We start from the raw sequence: 3,165 nt of genomic DNA on the forward strand, positions 1-3,165 counted from the left end.
CCCCACCCCTGCTCTCGCCCCTCACCACATGCTCCGCGAGCCATTCGTCGAACGTCTGGCTGCCCCGCGGCCCGGGCGCGCCGGCGACCGGCAACTGCCCGTCCCCCGTCATCGCCGCCCCGACCGCGCCCGGCATCCGCACCGGCACCACCAACCGCCGTTCCCCCCGAGCCCGCAGCAACCGCCGCACCATGTCCACGAGTTGCTCGACGCGCGGCCCGGCGAGATCCGGGGCCATGCCTTGAGCGGGCCCCACCGCAAGCTTCACCAGATGCCGCGCGACCTCCCGCGCGGCGATCGGCTGGGTCCGCATCCGCGGTACCACCGCGAGCGGCCTCGGCACCCGTTCGAGGGTCTGCTCCGCGAACTCGTGGAACTGCGTCGCGCGCAGCACCGACCACGGCACCGGCCCGCCCCGCACCACGTCCTCCTGGCGGAGTTTGCCCTGGTAGTAGCCGAGCCCGACCCGGTCGATGCCGACGATCGACAGCGCCACGTGATGCCGTACGCCTGCCCGCTCCCCCGCGTCCAGCAGATTGCGCGCGACGGCCTCGAAGAACGCGACCGCCTTCCGCGCGCTCGTGGTCGTCACGTTGCTCACGTCGACGACAGCGTCCACACCGTCGAGGGCCGCGTCGAGCCCCGCGCCGCCCGAGACCAGGTCCACGCCCCGCGACCGGCTCAGCACCACCGGTTCGTGCCCGGCAGCGACCAGCTCGTCGACCACGTACCGCCCGACCAGCCCGGTTCCGCCCGCCACCGCCACCCGCATGCCGATCCTCTCCTTCATTGGGTGTCACCCCGCCGTCGAGGAAACGCCGGCACCAGCAGTACCGCCGCGAGCAGCATGAGCGCGCTCAGGGACACGACATTCAGCACCTGGTCGCGCGTCCCGTACATGTCGAGGTGCTGCACGTGATAGCTGAAGTGCAGCACGTTGAAGACCAGCCACACCGCACCCGTCGTCTGCACCAGCCGGGTGTTCCGCACCTGGCGCAGCGCGATGAGCGTCAGGCAGGCCAGCGCGAGGAACATCGCCCCCGCGTCCTTGACGAGGTGTTCGTTGTAGGGGCCCAGCTGGGGCAGCCAACTCAGCCCGAGTCCGGGGAAGTTGGCATACCACCCCGTCGGCGAGAAGTAGGCCCACAGCCCTGTGTACAGGCTGACCACGGCCAGCAGACCGAGGCTGACGTACCGGATTCCTGTGTTCATACCCGTACGACGACACAGCCCCCGCGAATGTCACGGCGGAGGCCGAAACCGCAGTTCAGGCAGGCAGCGCCCGCACCATGAAAACGTCCACCGCGTCCTCGGTCCCGACGACGAACCCGTGCCGCTCGTACAGCCGCCGGGCCGGACTCCCCCGCAGCACATTCAGCCGTACGACGCGGACACCGTCACGGTCGCACCGCTCCAGCAGCTCCCCCAGCACCCCGGAACCGATCCCGCGCCCCTGGTGGTGCGCGCCCACATAGAAATGCTCCAGCCAGTGGCAACGGGCGCCCGCGTCCGGCCGTAGCGCCACACACCCGGCGAACTCCCCGCCCACCTCGATCACCCAGGTGCACCCCGGCTCGAACCCGTCTCGCAACCGCTGCCGCACCCGCCGCGCGTCGTACCGGCCGAGCCGCTCCAGATCATCGCGCAGTACGACGGCACGCAGCTCGGCGATCGCCTCGACATCGGCGGCCGACGCCGGCCGTAGTTCCCAGTCCGCCATGATCGGCACGCTACCGCGCGGAAATCGATGGAACCCGGGCGGCCCCGCTGCTGGAACGACCCGATGCACGACGACGACACATCGGCGATCATGGACCGAGGCCAGTACGAGGACGCCAAGACGCCCTGGGACCAGGCGACTTGGCGGGACGAGGCCTGCGCCCCTGGTCCGTCCTGGTCCGCATCCCCGTCGAAGGCACCACGGCTGCCGCTGTGTGGCTGAAGGCCAATCCCCCCGCCGGCACCTTCGAGGCACCGCTCACCACCGCACTCGCCCGCTGGGTCCCGGAGTACGTCCTGGAACCCCTCGACGGCCAGTTGTGTGAGTGCACGGCGAAGTTCCTTGCTGGTACGGCCGTTTCCCGTCCAGGGTTCCAGGTAGGCGTCGCGCAGGCGAGGCAGTGCGTCGGGGCCGTAGCGCTCGGTGACCCGCCCGGCGGGGATCAGGAAGCTGCAGAACGGGTGGGAGACGGCCGCGTCGCCACAGTCGAAAAGGTAAAGCGGCCCGGCTCCGGGTTGAAAGAGTGCGAAGCGGCTGCGGCAACTGTCGTACGACGAGCCCCCGTTCTGACGGTTCACCATCCCCATGAGCTCCAACTACCCACCCCCGCCTACCGGTTGACGGCCAGCCACGCCTCCATGGCGTCGAAGTCCGCGCCCGTGATCCCGTACCGATGGTCGACGCGTTGCAGCAGGGCCCGTTCGGGATGGTGGGCGGTGACCCAGTCGCGGTCGGCGTCCCGGATCTCGTCGTCGACCCAGACGAAAGGCCGGCCGGCGGCCCGGGCGACGAGCGACCGGGTCTTCCAGTGCAGGCGGCCGCCGGTCGCACTCTCGCTCTCCTCGGGCGGGTCGAGCCAGTCCACCAGGGGGAGTTGGGGCAGTCCGAGCCAGGGCGCGACGCACACGTTCGCGTCGTCCATCCAGGTCGTCGCCCACACCAGTTCGCACCGCAGCGCGGCGAGCCGCGGCCCGAGCGAGGGGTCGATCCGGGTCAGCAGCGGAGGGGCGGCGGCAGCCGGCGGCGCGAAGCCCGGTTCGTACACCGGGTAGGGCCGCGACGCACCGAAGGGGAGCAGCGTCCCATCGACATCGAGGAAGAGGAGCATCGCCACCAGGATCGGACACAATCCGCTCCTACGCCACGCCTGTCAGCCATTCCTCCACTACGCCCCGCACGTCACCCCTCGAACCCGCCCGCGCGCAGCAACTCGTCGACCCGGGCCCGATGCGCGGCCTCCCACTCGTCAAGGCTCTCGTCGCCCTCCTGAACCAACCGCGCCAACGCCCCCGCGAGCACCTCGGCCCGCCGCGCACCCGGCACGACCACGACCCCGTCCTCGTCGGCCACCACGACATCCCCGGCGTCGACGGCGACTCCCCCGCACCGCACCCGCTCGTTCAACGGCAGTACGGCCTTCTTGACCCCCGGAATCGGCACGACCC

The 3,165-nt window shown here is 71.0% G+C and carries 5 protein-coding genes and 1 pseudogene; 1 reads left to right on the forward strand and 5 read right to left on the reverse strand.

Going from position 1 to position 3,165, the window contains the following annotated elements; all coding sequences use genetic code 11:
* The 3 genes from AC31A1_RS49110 to AC31A1_RS49120 form a co-directional block, all read right to left on the reverse strand.
* Window positions 1-790: SDR family oxidoreductase (locus AC31A1_RS49110; RefSeq protein ID WP_489659547.1), on the reverse strand; the 790-nt coding region annotated here is incomplete at its 3' end.
* Window positions 787-1,212, reverse strand: coding sequence for a hypothetical protein (locus tag AC31A1_RS49115; RefSeq protein ID WP_489659548.1), 426 nt, complete (start codon window positions 1,210-1,212; stop codon window positions 787-789). The genes AC31A1_RS49110 and AC31A1_RS49115, both read right to left, overlap by 4 nt.
* Window positions 1,213-1,267: 55 nt before the next feature.
* Window positions 1,268-1,720 (reverse strand): GNAT family N-acetyltransferase, encoded by a 453-nt coding sequence (locus tag AC31A1_RS49120; RefSeq protein WP_489659549.1) that lies wholly within the window; start codon window positions 1,718-1,720, stop codon window positions 1,268-1,270.
* A gap of 63 nt (window positions 1,721-1,783) precedes the next feature.
* Here AC31A1_RS49120 and AC31A1_RS49125 point away from each other — a divergent pair.
* Window positions 1,784-2,028, forward strand: a pseudogene (locus AC31A1_RS49125) (aminoglycoside phosphotransferase family protein); the annotation flags it as partial.
* A 302-nt stretch (window positions 2,029-2,330) separates the two neighbouring features.
* On the opposite strand, the gene AC31A1_RS49130 reads toward AC31A1_RS49125, so the two are convergent.
* Both AC31A1_RS49130 and AC31A1_RS49135 read right to left on the reverse strand, forming a co-directional pair.
* Window positions 2,331-2,828 (reverse strand): HAD domain-containing protein, encoded by a 498-nt coding sequence (locus AC31A1_RS49130; protein WP_489659550.1) that lies wholly within the window; start codon window positions 2,826-2,828, stop codon window positions 2,331-2,333.
* Between the two features lie 71 nt (window positions 2,829-2,899).
* The coding region (locus AC31A1_RS49135; protein WP_489659551.1) for an RraA family protein at window positions 2,900-3,165 on the reverse strand (266 nt) is incomplete at its 5' end.

The organism is Streptomyces sp. P5F9, from assembly GCF_057961495.1.

Bases quoted from the DNA above. Each gene is read 5' to 3' on its own strand.
- AC31A1_RS49115 (WP_489659548.1), bottom strand. From the start codon at position 1,212: ATGAACACAGGAATCCGGTACGTCAGCCTCGGTCTGCTGGCCGTGGTC.
- AC31A1_RS49120 (WP_489659549.1), bottom strand. From the start codon at position 1,720: ATGGCGGACTGGGAACTACGGCCGGCGTCGGCCGCCGATGTCGAGGCG.
- AC31A1_RS49130 (WP_489659550.1), bottom strand. From the start codon at position 2,828: ATGCTCCTCTTCCTCGATGTCGATGGGACGCTGCTCCCCTTCGGTGCG.